This is a genomic window from Streptomyces sp. NPDC056361 (assembly GCF_042262805.1).
Taxonomy (GTDB): Bacteria; Actinomycetota; Actinomycetes; order Streptomycetales; family Streptomycetaceae; genus Streptomyces.
Genome location: NZ_JBHJQI010000146.1, coordinates 1 through 21726 on the forward strand (window position 1 = coordinate 1; position 21726 = coordinate 21726).

The window sequence follows — 21726 nt, forward strand, 5'->3', positions numbered from 1 at the left end:
GTCCTCTTGTTCTCCGGAGAACAAGAGGACACGGGGCCGCCGCTTGTGCCCCCGAGGGGGCGGCCCCTCAGACCGCGCCCGCCCGCAGGTCGTCCAGGACCGCGCGGGCTGCCCGCGCGCCCGAGGCCAGCGCGCCCTGGACCGAAGCGGTCGCCCGGTGGTCCCCGCACACGTACCGGCCGGGTGTCCACCGCACGGACCGGGAGAGCGGCATCGGGCCCGGCATCGCGGGCAGGGCGTCAGGGACCGTGACGCGGTGGACGGGCTCCCAGTCGCCCGTGTCGGCGCCGTACACCTCGCCCAGGGCCGCGAGCACCGCTGCCGTGTCCGACGGTCCGGGAGAGCCGAGCACCGACGTGGACACCAGTGCCCGGCCGTCGGTGGCGAACCCAGGCTGGACGGCGGTGAGGACGCAGGTGTTGAGGAACCTGCGCGCGGAGTCGACGACCAGCACGGGCTCGTCCAGGGGAGGCCGGTCGGCCGCGTGGTACAGCGTGGTCACGGTCCGGCCGTCCGGGACGGGAAGTCCCGGCAGCAGCTCCGCCGCGACCCGCTGCCCGGTGGCGACGACGACCGCGCGGGACCGCACCTCGCGCCCGTCCGCGAGGACCACGCCGTCCGGTCCCAGCGCGGACACCACGGTTCCGGTGCGCGGCACGTCCGGCGGCAGCCGCGCGGCGAGCTGGGCGGGCACGGCGCCGATCCCCTCGGCCGGGAGGCACAGGGTGCCGCGCAGCATGCTCCGCCACACCAGGTGGAAGAAGCGCGCCGAGGTCTCCAGCCGGTCCTCCAGGAACACGCCGGAGAGAAACGGCCGGAAGAACGTCTCCACGAGCTGCGGCGACACGCCCGCCGCGGCCAGCGCCTCGCGCGTGGTCCCGTCGGTGCCGCGCCGCAGCACGGACGCCGGCGCCAGCGCGTCCCGCGCCGACAGGACGGAGAGCGCGAGCAGGTCGCGGCCCGACGCGAGCCGCCCCGGCAGCAGGTCCCGGGCCTCGCCCGGACGGCGGCTCGGATCCGTGAACCGGCGCGGCCCGCGCTCGGTGTGCACGATCACCCCCGGCGTGAACGGCCGCAGCCTCAGGGGCCTCAGCCGCACCCGCCGCTTCACCTGCGGATACGAGGTGTTGAAGACCTGGAAGCCGCGGTCCACGGTGAAGCCCGCCACCCGGTCGGTGCGCATCCGGCCGCCCACCGCGTCACCCGCCTCCAGGAGCAGCACCCGCAGGCCCGCCGCGCACAGGTCGGCGGCGCAGGCGAGGCCTGCGGCCCCCGCTCCGACGACCACCGCGTCGTACCGTGTGTCGTCCGTCGTCCTCTTCATGCCGTCCTCTCTTCGTGTCCGCGAGGTCGCCCCCACCCTCGTCCGTGGCCCGGCCGCGCCCCCCGGCGGGACGGGCGAGCGGCGCGAGGCCGTCAGGGCGGGCCGGCGCCCCGCTTCCGCTCCTGTCCCAGGAGGGCGGGCAGGTCCCGCAGCCGGTCCAGCCCCGCCACCGGCCGGGACGTGCGGAGGCTGCGGCCGAGCCGGTCGCGGTGCCGGTGGAGGAAGGCCCAGTATCCGGCCGTGAACGGGCAGTCGTCCTCGCCGACCCGCCGGTCGGGGCGGTTCGGGGCACGGCCCGCACAGGTCGCTCATGCGGTCGATGCAGGCGCCGCCGGAGGCGTACGGCTTGCTCGTCATCCGGCCGCCGTCGGCGTACCGGGACATGCCGACGACGTCGGGCAGCATCACCCAGTCGTAGCCGTCGGCGAAGCCGCGGTGGAACCAGCCGGTCACGGCGACCGGGTCCCAGCCCCGCTGGAGCGCGTAGCCGCCGAGGACCATCAGGCGCGGGATGCGATGAGCCCAGCCCGTGCCCCTGACCTCGCGCAGGGCCGTCGCCACGCACCAGGCCGACACGACGTCCGCGTCCAGCTCCTCCCACCAGCCGGGGACGGCCCCGGTGTGCCCGAGAAGACTGCTCGTCCGGTACTCCTCGCCGAAGCGCCAGTAGAGATGCCAGACGTACTCGCGCCGGCCGGCGATCTGCCGGACGAAGCCCTCCACGGACCGGAGCGGCGCCCCACCCGCACGCCAGACGGCCTCCGCCCCCTCCACACACTCCGCCGGGAACGCCCAGGGCCCGTCCCGGCCGACGAAGGAGACGCCCCCGTCCCGTTCCCAGCGGTCCAGCTCGTGCCGGACCTCCTCGTCGATGTCGTCCTCCCGGGGCCGGTACGGCGCCGGCGCGCCCAGCGAGCGGACCAGGCGCAGCGCCGCCCGGCGCCAGGAAGGCAGGCTCCAGCTGCTCCCCGAAGAGCCAGTGCGTGTCCGTCATGCCTCATCCGTCCCTCTCCGGGCCGTCCTCGACGGCGTCCGGGTCGTGCTCGGCGACGTCCGGGCGGTACCAGAGGACGTCGGGCACTCCCCGACGACGACTGGCCGCTACTGCATGCCCCGTCCTTCCGTCTTCGTCCCGGGTGCGCCCGCCGGATGCACCGATGCCCGGTTCGGAAGCGCCCCGCCGGGGAGGCGTGGAACCGCTGCCGGCCCGTCGAAGTGACGGTGATCACGGAGGCCCAGGGGTGAGCGCTGCGTAGGCTTACCGAGTCATCGCGGTGGCGGCCGAACGAGCGGGCTGGCACGTCGACAGTTCGATCAACGTCCACGTCGTCCCGCGTCTGGGAGCGCGGAAGCTGAACTCGGTCACGCCGATGGTGGTCGAGCGGTTCCTGGACGAGATGGAGAACGACGGGGTCGGCCGGGGTAACCAGGTCAACATCTTCCGCGTCCTCAAGACCATCCTGCGAGACGCCTACGCCAAGGGCGCCATGGCGGACGACCCGGTGAAGGGGATCCAGGAACCGGAATACGTTCCCGAGCAGGTGGCGATCCCGTCGCTCGCCTACGTGAAAAGGGCGCTGCTCGTCGCCGACGAAGACCTGGCGCTGGAGATCGTCATGATGGCCGGATGCGGCCTGCGCAACGGCGAGGCGCGGGCGGTGAACGTCAACGACGTCGTGGCACAGGACGTCTACCGGGTGCGCGAGCAGATCCACTCCAACACGCTGAGGTCGGCGAAACTGAAACACCGCAAGGTGAGGGAGTTCCGCGAGGTGCCGCTGCCCCGGTCGGTCCGGGAGGCAACCGAGCGGTACGTGGAGAAGCACGGCACCACGAAGGGCGGCCGCGCCTACCGGCACCTGATGCCGGGCAGCATCACCAAGGCCGCCCGGATCCTGGACGCCGGCCTGTGGGAAGCAGCCTGAAGGGCGGTTAGAGAGACACATGACCTGTCCAGGTGGCGAGGAGATCTTCTTGAAGTCGTCGCCCTCAGCGAACTGACCTGCGCGGATCGCTGTAGGAGGCGGGTTGACCTGCGACTTCGCTCGTTTCTGGAGCTTTCACTGTGATGTCGTTTTGGGCGGTCGATTCTCCCCAGGCGCTCCCCAGGGCGGCTTCATTCCCCCCAGATTCTCCCCAGCGACAACTGCTCCCACAGCGTGCACCCGCTCGCCGAGCGCTGCCCTGCTGCGCCTGCGCATGCTGCGCAGCGTGACTCTTGATGTGGCGATGCTCCTCGAACTCGCCCGGGTGCGCATCCTTTCGGCTCCTGGCTGCAAGGCATGCGTAGCGCTGTCTACTCTTGCGGCCCGCTTGCCGGCCCAGGACCTTGTGTCCGCCGCCGTCGGGGATGTTGCCGAGCTTCTTGATGTCGACGTGCACGAACTCGCCGGGTTTCTCGCGTTCGTAGCGGCGTATGACGTGCCCGGTCGCGCGGTCGAGGTGGGTCAGGCGGGCCAGCCGGTAGCGGGTCAGGACGCGGTGGACGTCGAGGGGACCAGGCCGAGCAGGTGGGCGATACGGGCCGGTCCCCAGCGGCGCAGGAGGCGGACCTTGATGATCCGGCGTTCGGTCCGGGTGGGTGGCCGTACGGCGGTGCGGAAGCGGCGGGTGGTGCATTCGTCGACCCTTGACGGTCTCGGTCTCCTGTCCCGGACCCGGGTGCAAAGCAGGCGTCTCAGCTCTCGGCGGGGGCGGCGGGCTGGTCTGCTTGCCGGGAATCGGATCGCCATCAACGGGGTTGGTGGGGGACGAGCCGTTAATCGCCATCAACGGGGTTGGTGGGGGATGAGCCGTTATTGGAGGGCCATGCGAGCGATTCAGGTGTACGAAGTGGGCGGTCCCGAGGTGCTGCAGGAGGCCGAGGTGGACCAGCCGCGGCCGGGTCCGGGCGAGGCGGTCGTGGAGGTCGCCGCATCCGGGGTCAACTTCCTCGACGTCTACCACCGCGAAGGCCGGTACAGCCTCCCGCTGCCCTTCACCCCGGGCGCTGAGGGCGCCGGCACGGTCGTCGAAGTTGGACCCGGCGTCGCTGACGTCGCAGTGGGGGACCGGGTCGGTTGGGTGGAGATTCCCGGCACGTATGCCGAGCGGGCCGTCGTGGACTCCTCCCGGCTGGTGCCGCTGCCCGACGACATCGGCTTCGAGACAGCCGCTGCCGTGCTCCTCCAAGGCATGACCGCGCACTATCTCGTCAAGGACGCCTACCCGGTTCAGGGGGGCGACACGGTGCTCGTGCATGCGGCTGCTGGTGGCATGGGGCTGCTTTTGACCCAGCTCATCACCCATCTCGGCGGCAGGGTGATCGGCACGACGTCGACCATGGCGAAGGCCGAGCTGGCGAAGCGTGCCGGGGCCGCTGAGGTGATCCTTTCCTCCGCGGTCGACGATCTCGCTGGCGAGGTGAGGCGGCTCAACGGCGGTCAGGGACTGCCGGTTGTCTTCGACGGCGTCGGCGCGCACACCTTCGATGCGAGCCTCGCCAGCCTGCGAACCCGCGGCCATCTCGTGCTCTTCGGCGCGGCGAGTGGTGCCGTGCCTCCGTTTGATCCGATTCGGCTCGCCCATGGCGGTTCGCTGACCCTGATCCGGCCCAGCCTCGGGGACTTCATCGCCGATCGGTCCGAACTGCTCCGACGGGCCGCCGATGTGTTCGAGTGGGTGCGCTCCAAGGCGCTTGAGGTCACCGTGACGGGCCGCTACGCATTGTCCGAGGCCGCCCAGGCCCACAGCGATCTGGAGGCTCGGCGTACCACCGGCAAGCTGCTCGTCGTACCCGATGCGGCCGCTATGGGACGCCGCGAGGAGACGCAGAGCTGATCGCGGGTGACGAGGTCGGGGATCTTGGAGACTGAGACGTCGAGGGCATGGCCGACCGTCATCGCCAAGGTCCCCGACAGCGTCAGGCACCCAGCAGGCCAAGACCAAGTTCTGGCGGGTTTCTGGCGTATCCGGGTCACACCTCTTCAAGATCCCTCAGCCGAGACCTGGCTCACCCGTCCACAACCTCCCGGGACGGAACAGCTAGGCCGTCGAGCCGATAGCCCGTCAGGGGGTCACGGCCCGGGGGCGCTCCAGGCATTCGGTGCCGACAATGCCGGAGAGGGTCTTCCGTAGAGGGCTGGGCTGGACGCTGTCACGCTGGTTGACAATGGCCCTCATCTGCTCGGGAAGGATTTCTCGGAGCGCTTCGAACGCGGCCAGTGGATCGGGGGCCTGCTGGCAGACGGCGGCCAGGTTCTTCGCCATGTCCGCGATGATCACTTCGCCAATGGGGGTGATCAGACCGCCCTCGACGACGAGGGTCTTCGGGGGGATGGCGTCGAGATCTGTGCCAGTGGACATGCGATGGCCCCATTTCCCTTGTGAGGATCGGGGCGGGCGCCCCTCCGTTGAAAGACCATCGCGCTAGATGGGCGGCTGAGTGAGCTACTCCTCCTTCGTTTGGGGGTCTCTTCCAGGAAGAACGTCTGTCGCAGTTCAGATTGTGCTTCGGATAATCCGAGGTGTCGTCTGTCGTCCAGGGGGATCGATCAATCGCCCTTTCGCGCAGCTCCTGGGCCTCTGGAACTCCGTCGTAGCGGCGGAGGCGGACCCGCATGTCATGGAGCGCGGCCTGGGCCTTCACCGAGCGGATACCGTCGGCGCAGTCGGGGAAGTCGCACCAGGTGGCCAGGGCTCCGTCGACGTCGCCTTGGCGCAGGCGTACGGCTCCGAGGTCAGCGAGGACGATGGTGCGGGTGCGGGTGCGGGTGCGGTCGAGGCCGTGGATGTCGAGGGCGAGGTGGAGGTGTTCCTCGGCGGCGTCGAGGTCGCCGAGGCGGGAGAGGATCATGCCGGATTCGTGGGCCCAGCGGCCGGGGGAGTAGTGGGCGGCCCAGGAATCGCCGGCCGCGGCGGCCGGCTTGCCGATGGCGGCCTCGGACATGGCTAGGTGCTTGGTGGCCATGCGGCGGTCGTCGTCCTGGGCGGCGGCGTTGGCGAGGGTGGCCTCGTAGTAGGCGACGGCGCGCGGGTTGTCGAGGTTGTGGCCGTAGTCCACGCAGGCTTCGCTGAGCTGGACGGCTTCGGCGCGGTAGCCGAGGTCGACGCATTGGACGGCGAGGCCGCGGAGGGCCGTCGCCGACAGTTCCGGGTCGCCGGCTTCGCCGGCTTCGGCGGCCAGGCGGAAGGAGCGGGCGTAGCAGCGCTGGGCGAGTCCGCGGAGTTCGGGGGTGTCGCCTTCGTCCTGGGCCATCCAGCCGGCGAGGTGGACGAGCTGGGAGGTGGCGGCGAACAGGTCACGGCCGGTGGTTTCGGTGAAGCGGCCGTCCAGCCAGGGGGCGACGTCCTGGGTGAGGTAGCGGACGGTCAGGTGGCGGGCGTGGCCGCCGCCGAGTTCGGAGGCGGAGTCACCGAGGGCCTTGACCATGTGGCGTACGGCCGCCACCTCGCCCTGGTCGACGCGGACGGCTCCAGGAAGGGCGGTCTTGGTCCGGCGGGTGATGTTGTCCGCCGGCCCGGCCGGAATGGAGGTCGTCCTGGAGGCCGACAAGCGCGGCGGATTCCTCTTCGAGGGCCACGACACCGTCAGCCGTTACACGGTCAGCCATCACGGCGTCGACCAGGTCGACTGGAACGCCGAGGTCGAGTCCTGGATGCGGCAGCTCGTCGAGCACCGTGCCTCGTACGGTTCCCACGATGCCTACGGCCACGGGGCTCCGCGCGCCGACAAGGACCACCACGGCCACCACGGCCACCACGGCGACGGGCACGGTCGCCGCTCCGGTCCGGGCATGGGCACCGCGGTCGCGGTGGGTGCGGCCGGGCTCGCCGTCGGTGTCGTCGGCGGCATGGTCGCGGCCGAAGCCGTCGACGAGATCGGCGACTTCTTCGAAGGCGACGAAGAGGAAGAGGAGGAAGGCGACGAGGACTGAGACCAGCAGCCTGCCGGGCGCTCGCCCGGCCGTCGCCCCCTGGGCCCGCGACCGCACCCCGGCCGCGGGCCTTCTCGCACCCAGGGCTTAGGGACACCGCCTCTCCCTCCCGCGAACCTCGATGGGCGACTCGCCAAGCAAGCCACCTCCCTCGCGGCAAGGTTCCGGAAGCGTTGACTGGAACGGCACCGACCGCGCCACCAACACCTGATAGCTTCTACATCGTTGTAGAAGGTGTGGGTGGTCCGGACCGTCCCCATCCGGCCCGGGACCGCCCCCGACACGTAACGGAGGTCCGAAGATGGCCCTGTGGGACCGCTTCAAGGAGTCGGCATCGACGATGCAGACCCAGCTCATGGCGAAGAAGAACGACCTGAAGAGCGGCGCCTTCCGTGACGCCAGCATGGCGATGTGCGCGCTCGTCGCCGCCGCCGACGGCAGCATCGACCCGTCCGAGCGCCAGAAGGTCGCCCAGCTCATCATGAGCAACGACGTACTGCGGAACTTCCCGGGAGACGACCTCCAGCGCCGCTTCGACGCCAACTGCGACAAGCTCACCGCCGACTTCGACTTCGGCAAGGTCAGCGTCCTCCAGGAGGTCGCGAAGGCGAAGAAGAAGCCCGCTGAGGCCCGTGCCGTCATCCAGATCGGCATCATCATCGGCGGCGCCGACGGCGATTTCGACAAGGACGAGCAGGCGGTCGTACGGGAGGCGTGCTACGCCCTCGACCTCCCCCCGCACGAGTTCGACCTGTAGTCCTTCCAGCGGGAGAGGGGCCCGTACCGTCGTTGCGGGCCCCGCCTCCCCCTCAGGCCCGGTCCGTCAGCTCCTCCGCGAACACCTGCGACAACGGCTGCGGCCCCACGTACTGCTGGCAGTTGCACTGGCCGGCCTCGTAACGGACCGGCTTCTTGTTCTCGTCCCAGGCCGTAGGCACTTCGACGCGCTCATGGCACCGGCCCTGCTTGTCGTGCTTCGCCAGGTGGTGCGTGCACCCGCACACCGGCTCCGGCGTCTTGTGTACGGCCTCGAGGGCCAGACGTTCCTGCTTCGTCGCCTCCAGCAGCTCCATCTTGCGCTCGTGCCGGTTGCGCAGCGCGGTCCGGGCGTTGTCGACCGCCCACGCGAAGCCGCCCGTCCAGAACAGGATGAGGACCAACCAGAACCAGTTCACCATTCCCCCTGTTTCCCCCGTCACTTGGAAATCAGCATAGGACCGGACCCGGCAGTGCACCCCGATGGCGCCAGCCCTTGTGCGGAGCTAGAGCGGGGTCGCCGCCTTCAGGATCAGGAACAGCGTGACGGCCGAGTTCGCCGAGGACAGTGCGGAGATCGTGGTGCCGGCCGCCGCCCCCCACGCGGCCAGGCCCGCGCTGGTGAACAAGGACGGCCACAGACGCGCAGCCGGAGCGGGGCCCAGCAGAGCGGCCACGCGGCGGGGCACGGGGCCGGCCGAGGCGAAGCCCGCGAGCGTCACCGCAGGTGCGCCACGAGAGATCAGCGCGGCCTTGCCGACAGCCCGCGCCACGATCCGGCGGCTGCCGATCCGGGTGGCCGCCTCTTCGTCCGCCCACCGCTCGGTGGTGTACGTGACCGCTGTGCGCAGGGGCCGCAGGAACGGGTTGGCGCGCGCGGCGAGTTGCACGGTCAGCAGGAACCTGTGGTGGCGGGCGGTCAGGTGGGCACGCTCGTGGGCGAACAGTGCGCGCCGCTCCGGGCCGGTCAGCATGGCGAGCATCGCGGTCGTGACCACGACACGATCCTTCCGGCCCGGCAGGGCGTACGCGTACGGGTTCGCGTCGGGCAGCACCACGACCGACGTCGCGGGCAGGCCCTCCAGCGCGCGGCCGGCACGGCGGCGTACGCGACGGTGCCGCCAGGCGGCCCTGGCGCAGGAGGCGAGAACGAGGATCAGGGTGGGGATGGCGAGCTTGCCCGCGATCTCGTCGTAGGGGACGGCCTCGCGGACCTCGGGGTCGGACCAGCCGTCCGGCAGCGGGTTGCCGGGTAGTTGGGCGGTGCCGACCACCATCAGCAGCGCCAGGGACAGCGTGCTGCACATGGCCAGCACACCGGAGACGCCGGTCAGCAGCCAGGTGGCCATCCGCGGATGCAAGTGGTGCTCGGCAAGGCGTGCGACCGGCCATGCCGTCAAGGGCAGGACCAGTGGCAGGAAGACGAAGACCCCCATGCGGTCAGTCTTCCCCCTCCGCGGGCTCCTGAGCCAGCAGATCGCGCAGCAGGCGCTCGTCGTGGGGTGAGAGGGCCGTCACGAACCTGGCCAGCACCGTCTCCCGGTCCGCCTCGCCGTCCAGGACCTTCCGCATCCGCAGTGCCGCCAGCCCTGCCTCGTCCGCGACAGCCGTCCACTCGAACGACCGGCCCACCCGCTCCCTGCTCACAGCGCCCTTCACGTGCAGACGCGTCAGGATCGTGATGACGGTCGTGTAGGCGAGATCGCCGCCGAGACGCTCCTGCACCCAGCCGGCGGTGCGGGCGCCGGGCGCCTGACGCAGGGCGGTCAGCACCTGCGCTTCGAGCTCGCCCTGGCCCCGCCGTCGAGGAGGCGTGTTGTGGCCCTCCTGCTCGGCCTTCGTCATTCCGCCGCCCTCCCGTCGACTCGTCCCGCCCGTGTGGGGCGGTTCATCGTACTGAGACGACACGCATCCGCCCGCTTCTGTTCGCGTGGAGTTGGCGGGCGGCGCCGTCGGGAAGCGAGGGGTCCCGTTCTCCACCCTCCCGCATCTTCTACATCATTGTAGATTTACAGGCTCCAGCACGCTACGGCCAGGAAGGAAGACGACATGGGCGTGAGCCTCTCCAAGGGCGGCAACGTCTCGCTGAGCAAGGAGGCGCCGGGGCTGACCGCCGTCCTGGTCGGCCTGGGCCGGGACGTCCGTACGACACCGGGAACGACTACGACCTCGACGCGAGCGCCCTGCTCCTGAACGACACGGGGAAGGTCGCCTCCGATCGGCACTTCGTCTTCTACAACAACCCCACCAGCCAGGACGGTTCGGTCGAGCACACCGGCGACAACCTCACGGGCGAGGGCGAGGGCGAGGGCGAGGGCGAGGGCGACGGCGACGACGAGGCCATCAAGGTCGACCTGGCAGCCGTACCGGCGCACCTTGGCCCCCGACCGCCGTCGGCTCGCCGGTCTGACGCAGGGCGATCCCACGGAACCGAACATCGCCGACCCGCTGTGCTGGCTCGACTTCGAGTTCGCCGGCCGCAACACCGTCGCGGGCGAGGCCGCCAACCTGCTCTGGTACCTGATGGCGCTGGGCGGCTGGCTCGTCCCCCGCTACCAGCCCGACGTGTACGCCCGCACCCTTCGCCTCGCCCTGCCGCCCCTGTCTCGTCCGCGCATCGAGCACCTGGAGCTGCACCGGAGCAGCCGGCACATCGAAGTCCGGTACTCATGGAACACCGGCCCCGGCCGCACCGCGGCCATCTCCCGCGCCCTGCACGGTCTCTGCGGAGAGAACGGCAGCAGCCTGGAGGAGATCCACGCCTTCCTCGCCCTGCGCATCCTCGGCGTCATCCCGCCCTCCCGGCTGACCGGACACGACCTCCTGCTCGTCCTGATCAAACTCGCCGAGAGCCAGGCCCCGCGCACGACGCACGACACCTTCTTCGCCACCGCACCGGCCCCTCAGCCCCAGCCTGGAGAACGGAGCAGTAATGTCCCTGCCTCTGCTTGAGACCCCTCTCCAGACCCGGCCGCTTCAGGGCCGCAACGCCCTCGTCACCGGTGGGGCCACCGGCATCGGCGCCGAGATCGCGCGGGCGCTCGCCGCCGCCGGAGCGACCGTCGCGGTCAACCACCTCGGCCAGGACCCCGACGCCCACGCCCTCCTCGCCGCCTTCGAACGCGCGGGCAGCCCAGGGATCGCGGTCAACGCCGACCTGACCGATCCGGGCTCCGTCCAGACGATGGCCGACCTCGTCCGCACCGAGATCGGACCCGTCGACATCCTGGTGAACAACGCCGGCGCTTACCCCCGCGTCGCCTGGCAGGACACCGACGAAGCCGCCTGGAACTACTCCCTCGACGTGAACCTCACCGCCCACTACCGCACCTGCCACGCGCTCACCCTCGGCATGATCGAACGCCGCTGGGGCCGGATCGTGAACATCGGCAGCGTCAACGCCCGCGCCGGCCGGACGAACCTCGTCGCGTACAACACCGCGAAAGCCGGGATACTGGGCCTGACCCGCTCTCTCGCCCGGGAACTGGGCCCGTACGGGATCTGCGTCAACACGGTCCTGCCCGGAGCCATCCAGGTCGGGGCAGGGAATGCCCTCACCGCCAGGCACCGTGCGCGGCCGGAGGACCAGATCAAGCGTCAGTGCGTCCCGCGCCGTGGCCGGCCCGAGGGCGTCGCTGCCCTGGTGGCGTTTCTCGTGGGCCCCTCCGCCTCGTTCATCACGGGGCAGTCCGTCCACGTCGACGGCGGCTGGCTGCTGCACTGAGACCGTCAACAAGCAAGGAGACGAACCGAAATGATCGAACGAGTCCGAGCCGTCCTCGTCACCGCGGACGACACGATGCTGGTCATCCGCCGAACCAAGCCTGGCATCCCGGAGTACTGGGTCCTGCCCGGCGGCGGCGTCGAGCCCAGTGACGAGTCCCGGGAGGCTGCCCTCCACCGGGAGATCCATGAGGAGATCGCGGGAAAGGCCGACATCATCCGCCTCCTCCACACGATGGAGGCCGACGACGAGCGCCAGCTTTTCTACCTCGCCCGCATCGCGACCTGGTCCTTCGACGACCGCACCGGCCCCGAATTCAGCGCCGAGGGCCGCGGCGAGTACGCACTCGAAGAGGTCCCGCTGACCTTGGAGGGGCTCGACGGCATCGACCTCAAGCCCGAGGAGATCGCCCACGTGCTGAGGGGAGCCATCGGCGCCGGAAGCCTTGGAGTCGAGGCGTCGCTCTGAGCCAGCGTGTACGTCGTCCTGCCGCAGGGACCGGCTCTGAGACGAGCCGGTCCCTGCAGCCTTCCGAGGTCAGCGCGGGGCGCCCGGACGCGGCTCCTCGTCCTGCCACGGCAGCAGCCGCAGGGCGAGGACCGATCCGTCGGCATGGACGGAGACGGGGCCGCCCCAATCCTTGTCGAAGGTGAGGCGGGGGCGGACGCGGCGGCTCGCGTGGACGAGGGCGCGGTACTCCTCGACGTCGCCCCGGGCGAGCAGACGGAAGACCTCCGCGTCCACGCCGGAGAACGCCTCGACGCGGGGGCCGTTCAGGCGGAAGACGTGGTCGGTGCCGACGTACTCGTTGCCGAAGAGGACGTGGGCGGCGTCCCGGATGCTCATGCTGGCCGCGTGTTCGAGACCGGTGAAGCGTTTGTGGCCCTGCCGGTCGGTCAGGTGGCGGGCGGTGGCGTGGCCGGAGCCGGTGAAGGCCATGAGGCCCGCTGCCGTGGTGTGGGCCAGGGACTCCTGGAACCAGTCGTAGTCCTTCGCCTGTACGTGGCAGCCCCGTACGGGTTCCGGTGCCACCAGGCCCTCGGTCGGCGGGTGGATGTCAGGCATCACGTTCGACTGGAACGGTGGGGCGTTCAGGTTTGCCTCGCGGCCTTCCGCCGGGGACAGCCGACCTCTGCTGCCGGGTGCCTGGAGGGCGTGGACGGTCATCGTGCCGCCGTCCGTCGGGAGCTGCGTGCTGAACAGCAGGCCGGGGGTCTCGTTCCACGGGCCGATGTGGACTGCTTCGGCGTGGGCGGAGGCGGAGGCCAGCTGCTCGGCGGAGGTGGCGGAGTCGCTGTGGTTGCCCTTGCAGGCGAGGGGGATGACGAGGGACGGCTCGCCCGGCCGCCAGACCTCGGCGAAGTAGTGGGGCCGGTAGCGGTATTTCACCTTCTCACCCTTGTCCCTGCTGGTGAGGGCCCAGCCCGCGCGTAACGCCGTGTCGGCGGGGACGATCGTCACCGAATGGTCGGGGAAGCGGCTGCCCAGCATGTGTTCGGCGAGCGTGAGGGCGAAGCCGATGCCGAGCTCGCCGGACTGCAGCGACTTGTAGTGGTCCGCGATGTGGTGGCCTTCGTCGGTGAGGCCGAGGAAGGAGTTGCGACCGCCCGCCAGGGCCTGGGTGACGCCACCCTGACACCGGTGTCGAGGGGACGACGGCGCGCGGCACACGCGCCCCCGCGGCCTTGTGGCCGGTCCGCACTACCCCTGAGGCACGCGTGACGTGTCAAGAGAGCGCGAATGATTCCGGCCGGAACACGCAAGGGGCCTCCGCGCATCGAAGATCGTCCCTCAAGGGAGTTGATGTTCGATGTCGACAGAGGTCAGGCAAGAGATGACGGACGGCGAGATGGGGGCGCCGGTTCGCTGGTACTCGGCGAACGGAACCCCGCGCCCGGAGCGCGTCGTCTCCGTCCCGGACACCGTCAGTGTCGCCGCGGGACACCGCATGATGACCCAGGGAAGCGCCGTGCTGTGGTCCGGCGACTATCCGTCCGCCCTCCGGCTCCTGGCAGCCCCCGGCCGACGCACCGAGCCGAACCACAGGCCTCTGGCGGAGACCCCGGCGGAGGCGTTCGAGCGGCACCGCCGTGACCAGGCCAGGCGGGCGCGGCTCCTGGGCAGGCTGCTCATCCCGTACGGCGCGGACTGGGCGATCGCACTGCGCCGGGCGCACCGTGTCCGCGAGGCCTGTGTCCACACGTACGGCCCGTGCGCGGGGCCCGGGGTCGGATCACTGCGTGAACTGCTCGGCGTGATCGGCGCGTACGAATGGCACAGCAAAAGTGTCGAGATCCCGGCGCTCGGCGGCGACCGCATCCATCCGCACTACGGCGTCTTCTCGCCGGTGCGCGGCGAGTACGTCGACTTGGTTGCGGACGCGGAACTCCCCAGAGGACACACGGCCTTCGACATCGGCACGGGCACGGGAGTGCTGTCGAGCGTGCTCGCCCGTCGCGGTCTGCGCCATGTCGTCGCCACCGACCAGGACGCACGTGCCGTGCGCTGCGCCCGCGACAACGCCGCCCGGCACGGACTGACGACCAGGATCGCCGTACGCCAGGCCGATCTCTTCCCGGAGGGCAGGGCCGACCTGATCGTCTGCAACCCGCCCTGGCTCCCCGGCCAACCCTGACGCCATCGCGGCATCAGGACTGCGGGTGCTGTCCCGCACGGTCACGAAGCCACGTCATCCCCGCGCCACGAACCCGTCGGACCCCCTCTACAGGGCCCGCGTGGGCGAGGTGACGTCGCTGTGGCGCCTCGGGGCCCGTTGAAACTCACCCCTCGGGGCCGAGGCGAGGACTGGCGCGCAGTCGCGTAAGAGGTGCGTCAGAACCACGTTCGGCGACGTCGGAATCGCGTCAGCGGAATCACCCTGGCCGTCCTGTCACGGTTGCATGGGGTGCCGTGCCGAGCTTGGAATCGCGGAAGGCGCGGAGACACCGCGGGAAGCGCCGTGCCACGAAACGAAGGGGGAAGCAGTGCCGAAGACAGTGGTCGGAGTGAGTGGAAGCCTCGGCTGCCTGACGGCTCTGCACCGCGCCGCCGCCGAGGCCCGGCTGCGCCGGGCGGAGCTGTGGGCCGTTCTGGCCTGGGAGACGCCCGGCGGGGAACTCGGTGGCCGTTACTCCGCTCACGTCTCGGCGGTGGCCCAGTGCCGCGCGACGGCCGGCGACCGGCTGCGCGAGGCGCTCGACGCGGCGTTCGGGCCCGGGCGTCCGGAGGTCACGGTCCAGGGCATCACGGTCTGGGGCAGTCCGGGCGCGGCGCTCGTCGGCTGCGCTCAGGACCCCGACGACCTCCTGGTGGTGGGCACCGAAGCCCGTGGCCCCTTGCGCCGCCTGCTCCACCGCTCTGTCGCCCGGTACTGCCAGACCCACGCGGTGTGCCCCGTACTGGCCGTGCCGCCGTCCCCGCTCCTCGCCACGTACGACACGACCCACCGCCGCAACCTCTGGCACATGCCGCTCGACTCACGCGAAGCCGCCCGACCCGTTCAGTGAGGGGTGCTCGGCACGTCACCCGTGCTGAGCGGGCGGGCCGCTTTTCTAGGCTCGTTGTACGGCTCCTGATCCCTGCGCCGGCTCCGGCGCGGGGGTCAGGGATCCCGGTGCCCGCCGGGTGGGGCTGCCCGGCTCTCGGCGGTGCCGGGTGGACCCGGCGAGGGCTCGCCCGCCGCGAGGTGCTCCAGGACTTCCGCCAGTTCCTGGCAGGCGCGGCGCACCGACCGTCGGGTCGCAAGCTGCTCGGTGATGACGGAGGCGAGAAGCAGGGCGGTCAGGGCGGCGGAACCGTTGAACGCCTGGAGCTTGGCCATGATCTCGACGTCCGTCAGGTGGAGGAACGCGCCCCGCCCGGAGGTCGCCTCGAAGGTGGTGAGCACGGAGGCGAAGAGCGCGCACAGCATGCTTCCGGCGAGCTGGAAGCGGAGCGCTGCCCAGATCAGCAGGGGGAAGACGAGGAAGAGCATGCTCATCGAGCTGAGCACGGCCATGGGCATGAGGACCAGGGTCGTCAGCCCCATAAAGGACGCCTCCTTCCAGCGCCGTACCCGGAACCGTCCGGCCGGCCCCGCGAGGGCGAGCAGGAGCGGGGCGACGAGCAGCACCCCCATCGTGTCGCCCACCCACCAGGCCAGCCAGACGGGCCAGAACTCGCTCTTGTCCAGGGAGCCCTTCGCCACCTGCAGCCCGACCCCCGCGGTCGCGCTGATCAGCATGGCGCCGAACCCGCCGAGGAAGACCAGGGAGAGTCCGTCCCGCAACCGCGCCATGTCGCGCCGGAAGCCCGCCCGTCTCAGCAGCAGGAAGGCGCAGAGCGGCGCGACGGTGTTGCTGACCACGGTGACCACGGTGGTGGGCCCCGGAGCGGTGAGCGAGGCGATGACGAGGAAGGAGCCGAGGGCGATCCCAGGCCAGACCCGCGCGCCGAGCAGCAGCAGGGCGGCGACGGCGACGCCGGTGGGCGGCCAGATGGGGGTGACCACCACGCCTTCGACGACGAGGCGGCCCATCAGACCGAGTCGTCCGGCCGCGTAGTAGCAAACCGCCACGGCCAGCGACATCAGAGCCGCCTCCGTAGAGGGCCGGAACTGCCGAATATCCAACACGTCAGCCATCAGACACCGGCCGGGCCGCCACGACCGGGCAAGGCCCCTGCGTGTCGGGCGCCGCCGTCCGGCACGGGCCCGGTCGGGTCCGAGGACCGACCCGGCCCGAGGCGAGCCCCCTCCCCTCACTCCTCGGCCGCTGGCCGGGCCGGACCGCCGTCATGGCCGACGACCAGGACGGCCGCGTCGTCCTCGTGCCCCACCGTGGCCGCCAGCTTCATGACGGCGGTGGCGAGCGCGTCGACGTCCAGCCCGGCGACGGCGGCGATCCCGGCGAGCCGCGTCACCCGGTCCAGACCCTCGTCGACGTGGAGCGAGGGCCCCTCCACCACCCCGTCGGTCAGGAGGACGAAGACACCGTCGGCGGTGAGCCGGTGGCGCGTGGCCGGGTAGTCGACGCCGCGGAGCACACCGAGCGGAGGCCCGCCCTCGCTGTCGTCGATGCCTGAGCGGCCGTCGGTGGTGGCCCAGATGTAGGGGATGTGACCGGCCCGGGCGCACTCCAGGGTGCCGGCAGCGGGGTCGAGCCGCAGGAAGGTGCAGGTGGCGAAGAGGTCGGCACCCAGAGAGATCAGCAGGTCGTTGGTGCGACCGAGCAGCTCTCCGGGGTCTCCGGTGACGGAGGCCAGCGCGCGCAGTGCCACGCGGACCTGTCCCATGAAGGCGGCGGCCTCGATGTTGTGCCCCTGCACGTCACCGATGGACATGCCGATCCGCCCGCCGGGCAGGGAGAAGGCGTCGTACCAGTCACCGCCGACGTTGAGCCCGTGGTTGGCGGGCTCATAGCGGACGGCCAGCCGGGCGCCCGGAAAACTGGGCAGGTCCGAGGGCAGCATGTCGCGCTGCAGGGCCACGGCGAACTCGATACGGGAACGCTGCGTCTCAGCCAACTCCCGCGCCCTGGCGGTCAGCGACCCGAGCCGGACCAGAAGGTCCTCGCTGTTGTCGGCCGGCCGTCTGCGGAACATCGATCACTCCGACGTCACGACAATCCTCGCATCAGTCCGTCCCGTCTGCGGCACGCGGGACCACAGGGGACCATCTCGGTACGAACAGGTCCTTCCTCACTCTGCCCGGAGGGGACGGCGTCCGCATCTCATCGGCGGAGAACGCGGCGGATCCCAGCGGGGCCGCCCCACACCGCCGAAAAGGAACAGCCGTTCGACGAGATCCAAGGCATCGCCCCGCCCCTGACCTCCGTCCGGATCGAGCAGGCCGACGCCGCGCGACTCGCCCGGCGGTCACCCGCCGCACCCGGCGCCCCGGCGCCCGGTGCCTGCCTGACCTGGCGGCAAGGCGCCGGCGGCCCCAAGGGCCCCGGGCATGACCACGAACCACACCCTCGTCTCCCGAGCGCGTCGGGCGGTCTTGCGGGCGCCGGTCAGCACACCTTCCGGTAGGGGATGCGGGCAGGTACGTTCGCCACGCGGCGGACGAGAGCGTCCCTCCGGCGCGGCGGCACACCTCGGTGATCGCCCGCGCTGGGTCGATGTCGTACGTCTCAACGGGGACGCGCGCCCCCGCCGCGTGCAGGGTACGGCCGTCCGCGCCGAACGCGAACGACAGGACGGCGTCCCCCGCACCGGGCAGGGCGGTGCCCAGCGGCTGCCGGGAGGCCACGTCCCACAGCCGCACGGTTCCGTACGACCCGGCCGTGGTGAGGACGGAGCCGTCGCGCGAGAAGGCCACGGCGGTGGTCTCCTCCGGTACGCCCGGCATCCCCTTGGACAGGCCGCCGGACAGCAGCCCGAGATCCGGTCAGCATGAGTCCCCGCGCGTTCCGGGGCGATCGTCCCAACAGGCGCCAGCACGAAGGGGAAGCCCAGGTAGGAAGCCGTCTAGCCTGACCGGAGCGATGTTCCTCACAAACATCGAACGGGGGTGTCGGTGTAGGCTCGACACCGCCCTTGACCTGCACAAAACAGGCAGGGAGCCGTCTCAGAGGAGTCCAAAGTGCTGCGCACTCTGTTCAAGTCCAAGATCTAACTATTTGGCGTCGCCGCAGGTCAGGGGCATCATGTGCCCCCCTCAGGTCAGCAAACGGTCAGCATGCGTCCGCATGGTGTCCGCGCTTGCTGACCTTCGACCCGCAGCAGGCGCCTGAGCATGATTCTTGGGCTGGAACGGATGGTTCGCCACATGGCCCGACAGCTCGCCCGCGGCATGGGATCCTTCTTCAAGGACTGCGGCTGCTCCAAGCCCACCCGCTGCCCCCACCCGTACTCGATCCGTTTCCGCGACGCGCTCGGCAAGCAGCGCGAGGAGTCCGGATACGCCACGCAGGACGACGCGATCGAGCGTCTTACGCAGCTGTACGCGGAGAAGAAGACCACGGCGCCGTCCGTGGCAGCGGCCCGCCGTGAACTGGGTCAGCTGACGGTCGAGGAGTACGCCAAGCAGTGGCGGCCCCGGCAGCGCAGGATGACGGACTACTCCACCGGCTGGCACGTCGACAGCTCGATCAACGTGCACATCGTCCCCCGCCTCGGAGCACGGAAGCTGAACTCTGTTACGCCGATCGTGATCGAACGCTTCCTGGACAAGATGGAGAACGATGGCGTCGGCCGGGGAAACCAGGTGAACATCTTCCGGGTCCTGAAGACCATCCTGCGGGACGCCTATGCCAAGGGGGCGATGGCGGACGACCCGGTGAAGGGCGTGCAGGAACCGGAGTACGTGCGTGAGCAGGTGGCCATTCCGTCGCTCGCCTACGTGAAGAAGGCGCTGCTGGTCGCCGACGAGGATCTGGCGTTGGAGATCGTCATGATGGCGGGGGGCGGCCTGCGTAATGGTGAGGCGCGGGCGGTGAACGTCCACAACGTGGTGGCGCGGGACGTGTACCGGGTGCGCGAGCAGATCCACTCCAACACGCTGAGGCCGGCGAAGTTGAAGCACCGCAGGGTGGGGGAGTTCCGGGAGGTGCCTCTGCCGCGGTCGGTCCGGGAGGCGATCGAGCGGTATGCGGCCAAGCATGGCACCACGCAGGGCGGCTACCTGCTGCGCGGCCCGGGCGGCTACTTCACCGAGGGCATGGAGCGGCGGCGGGTGAGGAAGCTCTTCGCGGATCTCCCGCCGGAGGAAGGTGTGGGGATGTACGGCTTCCGGCACTACTTCGCCTCGAATGCTCTCGGGAACGGGATCCCGATCACCGACGTCGCGGAGTGGATGGGGCACAAGTCCATCGAGGAGACGTACCGCACCTACCGGCATCTGATGCCGGGCAGCATCACCAAGGCCGCCCGGATCCTGGACGCCGGCCTCTGGGAAGCGGCCTGACCAGCGCAGGCAGAGAGGCGCTCCCCGGAACTCTTCAATCTCCCAGGTTGCTGAATTAGGAGTGAGCAATCGCCGTTGAACTTTTCTCCTGCCGCTCAGACCAGACGATTGGTCACGCCTCCGACGCCTTCCGGGCGAGGTCCATACGCAGCGCAGTCGGCCGCAGGAGGTTGGGGGCGCCTTCTCGACCGGGCAACCCGATGATCGGGGTCGCGTTGTATGCAGCTGTCCGCCGCGATGTCGGACGTGAGCTGACAGACCTGGAGCAGTGGGCGATGACCCTGATGGGGCATCTGGCCCCTGAGGAGGAGATCACCGCGCTGGGACGGGAGTACGTCCCGGCACGCGCGGCCGGCCGCACACAGGCACTCCCCAAGCACATCGCCAGCAGGGGGTTCGGCACCGGCTACGGGCTGAAGGACCTCTTGGCGGATGTGGCTGTGCTGCGAGATGAGGTCTTCGCCCATCCCACCGTGCGGATCGTGGACCTCACCGAGCTGGGCGAGGAGCCGGAGCTCTGCAGGGAGGAGCAGAGCGCCGCAGGTCTGGAGTATCGCGGTGTGGTCACCGTGCTCACCCACCCCTCGCCGCCGCGACGGCTGCGGCGACTGCACCTGGCCTTCCCGCGCGGTGCTGTCCATCGGCGCGCCGCCCACGGGATGCACGGTGATGAGCCGGTTGAGCAGCCGCAGGGGATTCGCCGCTTAACGCCCGCCGAGACTGTGCGACACGTGCTCCATGTTCAGTTGTCTTCCCCAGCCGTGTGTCGGCCGATGCGTTCCACCTCCTCCAGGGAGATCGATCGGATACCGGTGACGGCTGCGCGCCGGTAGGAGTTGCTGCCCGGGATCTCGGCCAGTTTGCCGGTGTATGGCTCGGAGGGAAGGCCCCCCGGCCCCCAGCAGCCCGCCGCACTGCTGATGAGCCGGTCACCGACCACGGGGGCGATCCGCGTGAAGGGGCCGGGAAGCTCCTCCCGGGCGAGCGGGGTGGGGTTCAGGAAGGCCATGAGGGATCCGTCGGTCGCCCAGAGCGATCCCGAGGGCTGCCCTGCGATGGGGCCGGCGCTGGTCGTGTCGGTGGGAATCCAGACGAGAGCCCCTTCGGCGACAGAGGGGCCGAAGAAGGTGCGGACACCGGAGAGGCGCATCTCGTACATCCTCTCCCCGGTGCGCGCCATGGTGTGGTTCCGTCCCGTGAGGGTGCCCTTGGCCACGACGAACGAGCCGCCGGTCTCCCGGGCGTAGGAGAAGGTCTCTTCCCACGGCTTGTCCGCGCACGCGTTCACTCCGAGGGCGACGGCCGGCGGTTCCTGTGCGTCGCGGAAGCCGGGAACGCCCCGGGTGAGAGAGAGGCCCGCCGCGACGACCGCCAGTGCGCCGACGGCGACTGCGGCCCTCCGACGGAGCTGTCGGGTCCGCTTTCGTCGCACGGCCGCCAGTACCCGCTCCGGTTCGGGGGCGGAGGCGGCCGCCAGGGACGCGAGGATGTCCTTCTCGTCGAGTGGATGCACGCTCGTCAGCTCCTGTCGGTTGTGGGCGCGAGCCGCATGGCGGCGCGGGCCTGGGAGAGGTGCGACCGGACCGTGGCCGGCGTGCAGCCGATGAGATCGGCGATCTGCCGGTCGTCCATGTCGTACAGGTAGTGCAGGCAGACTGCCGCTCTTTGGCGCGGGGGCAGCGCTGCGAGGAGCCGCGCCACCTGGTCCCGGCGGACCAGGTCGTCACCGCCGTCCGGCACAGGACGGTCGAGGACGGCCGCTTCCCGGACGGGTTCGGTGCGGCGCCGCGCTGCTTTCCGGCGGTCCGACAGATAGGTGTTGACCACGATCTTGCGGACGTAGGCCAGCGGGTGCTCGGTCCGTGAGATGCGCCGCCAGCGCGACACCACCACGACCAGCGCGTCCGAGAGTATGTCCTCGGCCAGATGCGGGTCTCCGGTCATTGCCCCGGTGAAGCGGCCGAGCTCCGGCAGGTGCGCGCTGAGGAACTCCTCAAGCGTCTCGATGGGATGCCTCCTTGTTCGCGCCGCCCACGACGGCGTTCCATTCTCTAGACGTCATGCGAGGGGCACTTTGTGCAGTGCGAAAGAGCGTGGTCCCCGGCCGCCTGTTCAGGCG

21 protein-coding genes and 4 pseudogenes are annotated in these 21726 nt (G+C 70.6%); 12 read left to right on the forward strand and 13 right to left on the reverse strand.

Features of this window, described 5'->3' with window-relative positions:
* Positions 1–67: 67 nt before the first annotated feature.
* Both ACFCY7_RS33090 and ACFCY7_RS33095 read right to left on the reverse strand, forming a co-directional pair.
* Positions 68–1324: an NAD(P)/FAD-dependent oxidoreductase gene (locus ACFCY7_RS33090; protein WP_376489766.1), complete on the reverse strand. Its 1257-nt coding sequence runs from the start codon at positions 1322–1324 to the stop codon at positions 68–70.
* 92 nt (positions 1325–1416) lie between these two features.
* Positions 1417–2239 (reverse strand): annotated as a pseudogene (locus ACFCY7_RS33095) (cryptochrome/photolyase family protein); the annotation flags it as partial.
* 359 nt (positions 2240–2598) lie between these two features.
* Here ACFCY7_RS33095 and ACFCY7_RS33100 point away from each other — a divergent pair.
* Positions 2599–3249 carry a hypothetical protein gene (locus tag ACFCY7_RS33100; RefSeq protein ID WP_376489767.1) on the forward strand — a complete coding sequence of 217 codons (651 nt, stop codon included), beginning with the start codon at positions 2599–2601 and terminating at the stop codon, positions 3247–3249.
* Between the two features lie 373 nt (positions 3250–3622).
* Here ACFCY7_RS33100 and ACFCY7_RS33105 read toward each other — a convergent pair.
* Positions 3623–3906, reverse strand: a pseudogene (locus tag ACFCY7_RS33105) (IS481 family transposase); the annotation flags it as partial.
* Between the two features lie 226 nt (positions 3907–4132).
* Here ACFCY7_RS33105 and ACFCY7_RS33110 point away from each other — a divergent pair.
* Positions 4133–5143 (forward strand): quinone oxidoreductase, encoded by a 1011-nt coding sequence (locus ACFCY7_RS33110; RefSeq protein ID WP_376489768.1) that lies wholly within the window; start codon positions 4133–4135, stop codon positions 5141–5143.
* A 316-nt stretch (positions 5144–5459) separates the two neighbouring features.
* Here the strand turns inward: ACFCY7_RS33110 and ACFCY7_RS33115 are convergent, their stop codons facing one another.
* On the reverse strand, positions 5460–6857 hold the full coding sequence (locus tag ACFCY7_RS33115) for a hypothetical protein (protein ID WP_376489769.1): 1398 nt from the start codon (positions 6855–6857) through the stop codon (positions 5460–5462).
* Here ACFCY7_RS33115 and ACFCY7_RS33120 point away from each other — a divergent pair.
* Positions 6805–7239 (forward strand): annotated as a pseudogene (locus ACFCY7_RS33120) (sporulation protein); the annotation flags it as partial. The gene ACFCY7_RS33115 and the pseudogene ACFCY7_RS33120 sit on opposite strands and share 53 nt — an antisense overlap.
* Before the next feature lie 301 nt (positions 7240–7540).
* Complete coding sequence (locus ACFCY7_RS33125; RefSeq protein ID WP_030211975.1) at positions 7541–7996, forward strand: tellurite resistance TerB family protein; 456 nt, start codon at positions 7541–7543, stop codon at positions 7994–7996.
* A 52-nt stretch (positions 7997–8048) separates the two neighbouring features.
* On the opposite strand, the gene ACFCY7_RS33130 is transcribed toward ACFCY7_RS33125, so the two are convergent.
* The 3 genes from ACFCY7_RS33130 to ACFCY7_RS33140 form a co-directional block, all read right to left on the reverse strand.
* The gene (locus ACFCY7_RS33130) at positions 8049–8414 is read right to left on the reverse strand and encodes a hypothetical protein (protein WP_359363818.1); all 366 of its coding nucleotides are present in this window, start codon (positions 8412–8414) and stop codon (positions 8049–8051) included.
* 87 nt (positions 8415–8501) lie between these two features.
* Complete coding sequence (locus ACFCY7_RS33135) at positions 8502–9431, reverse strand: M56 family metallopeptidase (protein ID WP_376489770.1); 930 nt, start codon at positions 9429–9431, stop codon at positions 8502–8504.
* Positions 9432–9435: 4 nt separating this feature from the next.
* On the reverse strand, positions 9436–9840 hold the full coding sequence (locus ACFCY7_RS33140; protein ID WP_376489771.1) for a BlaI/MecI/CopY family transcriptional regulator: 405 nt from the start codon (positions 9838–9840) through the stop codon (positions 9436–9438).
* Positions 9841–10044: 204 nt separating this feature from the next.
* Between ACFCY7_RS33140 and ACFCY7_RS33145 the strand changes: the two are divergent.
* The 4 genes and pseudogenes from ACFCY7_RS33145 to ACFCY7_RS33160 form a co-directional block, all read left to right on the forward strand.
* Positions 10045–10367, forward strand: a pseudogene (locus tag ACFCY7_RS33145) (TerD family protein); the annotation flags it as partial.
* Between the two features lie 4 nt (positions 10368–10371).
* Complete coding sequence (locus ACFCY7_RS33150) at positions 10372–10947, forward strand: hypothetical protein (protein WP_376489772.1); 576 nt, start codon at positions 10372–10374, stop codon at positions 10945–10947.
* A complete protein-coding gene (locus ACFCY7_RS33155; RefSeq protein WP_376489773.1) occupies positions 10928–11719 on the forward strand; it encodes an SDR family NAD(P)-dependent oxidoreductase in 792 nt (263 codons plus the stop codon). Before ACFCY7_RS33150 ends, ACFCY7_RS33155 begins: the two co-directional genes overlap by 20 nt.
* A 30-nt stretch (positions 11720–11749) precedes the next feature.
* Entirely contained in the window at positions 11750–12187 is a 438-nt protein-coding gene (locus ACFCY7_RS33160; protein WP_376489774.1) for an NUDIX domain-containing protein, read from the forward strand.
* A gap of 69 nt (positions 12188–12256) precedes the next feature.
* Here ACFCY7_RS33160 and ACFCY7_RS33165 read toward each other — a convergent pair whose 3' ends face one another.
* A complete protein-coding gene (locus tag ACFCY7_RS33165) occupies positions 12257–13390 on the reverse strand; it encodes a hypothetical protein (protein ID WP_376489775.1) in 1134 nt (377 codons plus the stop codon).
* A 139-nt stretch (positions 13391–13529) separates the two neighbouring features.
* Between ACFCY7_RS33165 and ACFCY7_RS33170 the strand changes: the two genes are divergently transcribed.
* Both ACFCY7_RS33170 and ACFCY7_RS33175 read left to right on the forward strand, forming a co-directional pair.
* Positions 13530–14354 carry a methyltransferase gene (locus ACFCY7_RS33170; RefSeq protein ID WP_376489776.1) on the forward strand — a complete coding sequence of 275 codons (825 nt, stop codon included), beginning with the start codon at positions 13530–13532 and terminating at the stop codon, positions 14352–14354.
* Between the two features lie 349 nt (positions 14355–14703).
* Positions 14704–15225: a universal stress protein gene (locus tag ACFCY7_RS33175; protein WP_376489777.1), complete on the forward strand. Its 522-nt coding sequence runs from the start codon at positions 14704–14706 to the stop codon at positions 15223–15225.
* 95 nt (positions 15226–15320) lie between these two features.
* Here the strand turns inward: ACFCY7_RS33175 and ACFCY7_RS33180 are convergent, their stop codons facing one another.
* From ACFCY7_RS33180 to ACFCY7_RS33190, 3 genes are all read right to left on the reverse strand, one after another.
* Positions 15321–16340, reverse strand: coding sequence for an MASE1 domain-containing protein (locus ACFCY7_RS33180; RefSeq protein WP_376489778.1), 1020 nt, complete (start codon positions 16338–16340; stop codon positions 15321–15323).
* A 116-nt stretch (positions 16341–16456) separates the two neighbouring features.
* On the reverse strand, positions 16457–17299 hold the full coding sequence (locus tag ACFCY7_RS33185; protein WP_376489779.1) for a PP2C family protein-serine/threonine phosphatase: 843 nt from the start codon (positions 17297–17299) through the stop codon (positions 16457–16459).
* Between the two features lie 31 nt (positions 17300–17330).
* Positions 17331–18050 (reverse strand): WD40 repeat domain-containing protein, encoded by a 720-nt coding sequence (locus tag ACFCY7_RS33190; protein ID WP_376489780.1) that lies wholly within the window; start codon positions 18048–18050, stop codon positions 17331–17333.
* A 420-nt stretch (positions 18051–18470) separates the two neighbouring features.
* On the opposite strand from ACFCY7_RS33190, the gene ACFCY7_RS33195 reads away from it, so the two are divergent.
* Positions 18471–19607, forward strand: coding sequence for a tyrosine-type recombinase/integrase (locus ACFCY7_RS33195; protein ID WP_376489781.1), 1137 nt, complete (start codon positions 18471–18473; stop codon positions 19605–19607).
* A gap of 200 nt (positions 19608–19807) precedes the next feature.
* Positions 19808–20440: a hypothetical protein gene (locus tag ACFCY7_RS33200; RefSeq protein WP_376489782.1), complete on the forward strand. Its 633-nt coding sequence runs from the start codon at positions 19808–19810 to the stop codon at positions 20438–20440.
* Here the strand turns inward: ACFCY7_RS33200 and ACFCY7_RS33205 are convergent.
* Both ACFCY7_RS33205 and ACFCY7_RS33210 read right to left on the reverse strand, forming a co-directional pair.
* Positions 20350–21120: a hypothetical protein gene (locus tag ACFCY7_RS33205; protein WP_376489783.1), complete on the reverse strand. Its 771-nt coding sequence runs from the start codon at positions 21118–21120 to the stop codon at positions 20350–20352. The genes ACFCY7_RS33200 and ACFCY7_RS33205 overlap by 91 nt on opposite strands.
* A gap of 5 nt (positions 21121–21125) precedes the next feature.
* Positions 21126–21614, reverse strand: a complete 489-nt coding sequence (locus ACFCY7_RS33210) for a SigE family RNA polymerase sigma factor (protein WP_376489784.1) — start codon at positions 21612–21614, stop codon at positions 21126–21128.
* Positions 21615–21726 lie beyond the last annotated feature (112 nt).